The organism is Microvirga pakistanensis, from assembly GCF_004458765.1.
Lineage (GTDB): Bacteria > Pseudomonadota > Alphaproteobacteria > Rhizobiales > Beijerinckiaceae > Microvirga > Microvirga pakistanensis.
Genome location: NZ_SPJX01000242.1, coordinates 1 through 223, shown reverse-complemented (window position 1 = coordinate 223; position 223 = coordinate 1). Strand labels below are relative to the sequence as shown.

Sequence of the window (223 nt, the reverse complement as noted above, 5' to 3'; positions counted from 1 at the left end):
TAAATCTTTCTGCTCTCGCACGTATCCGGTATTAGCCCAAGTTTCCCTGGGTTATTCCGAACTGAAGGGCACGTTCCCACGCGTTACTCACCCGTCTGCCACTGACCCCGAAGGGCCCGTTCGACTTGCATGTGTTAAGCCTGCCGCCAGCGTTCGTTCTGAGCCAGGATCAAACTCTCACGTTTAAAGAGAATTCGATCTCGACTATGTCACTACGCAAATT

At 51.6% G+C, this 223-nt stretch carries 1 rRNA gene; it reads right to left on the bottom strand.

The features are described from left to right. Positions 1–185: ribosomal RNA gene (locus E4K09_RS14200) — 16S ribosomal RNA — on the bottom strand; the annotation flags it as partial. Positions 186–223: the final 38 nt, after the last annotated feature.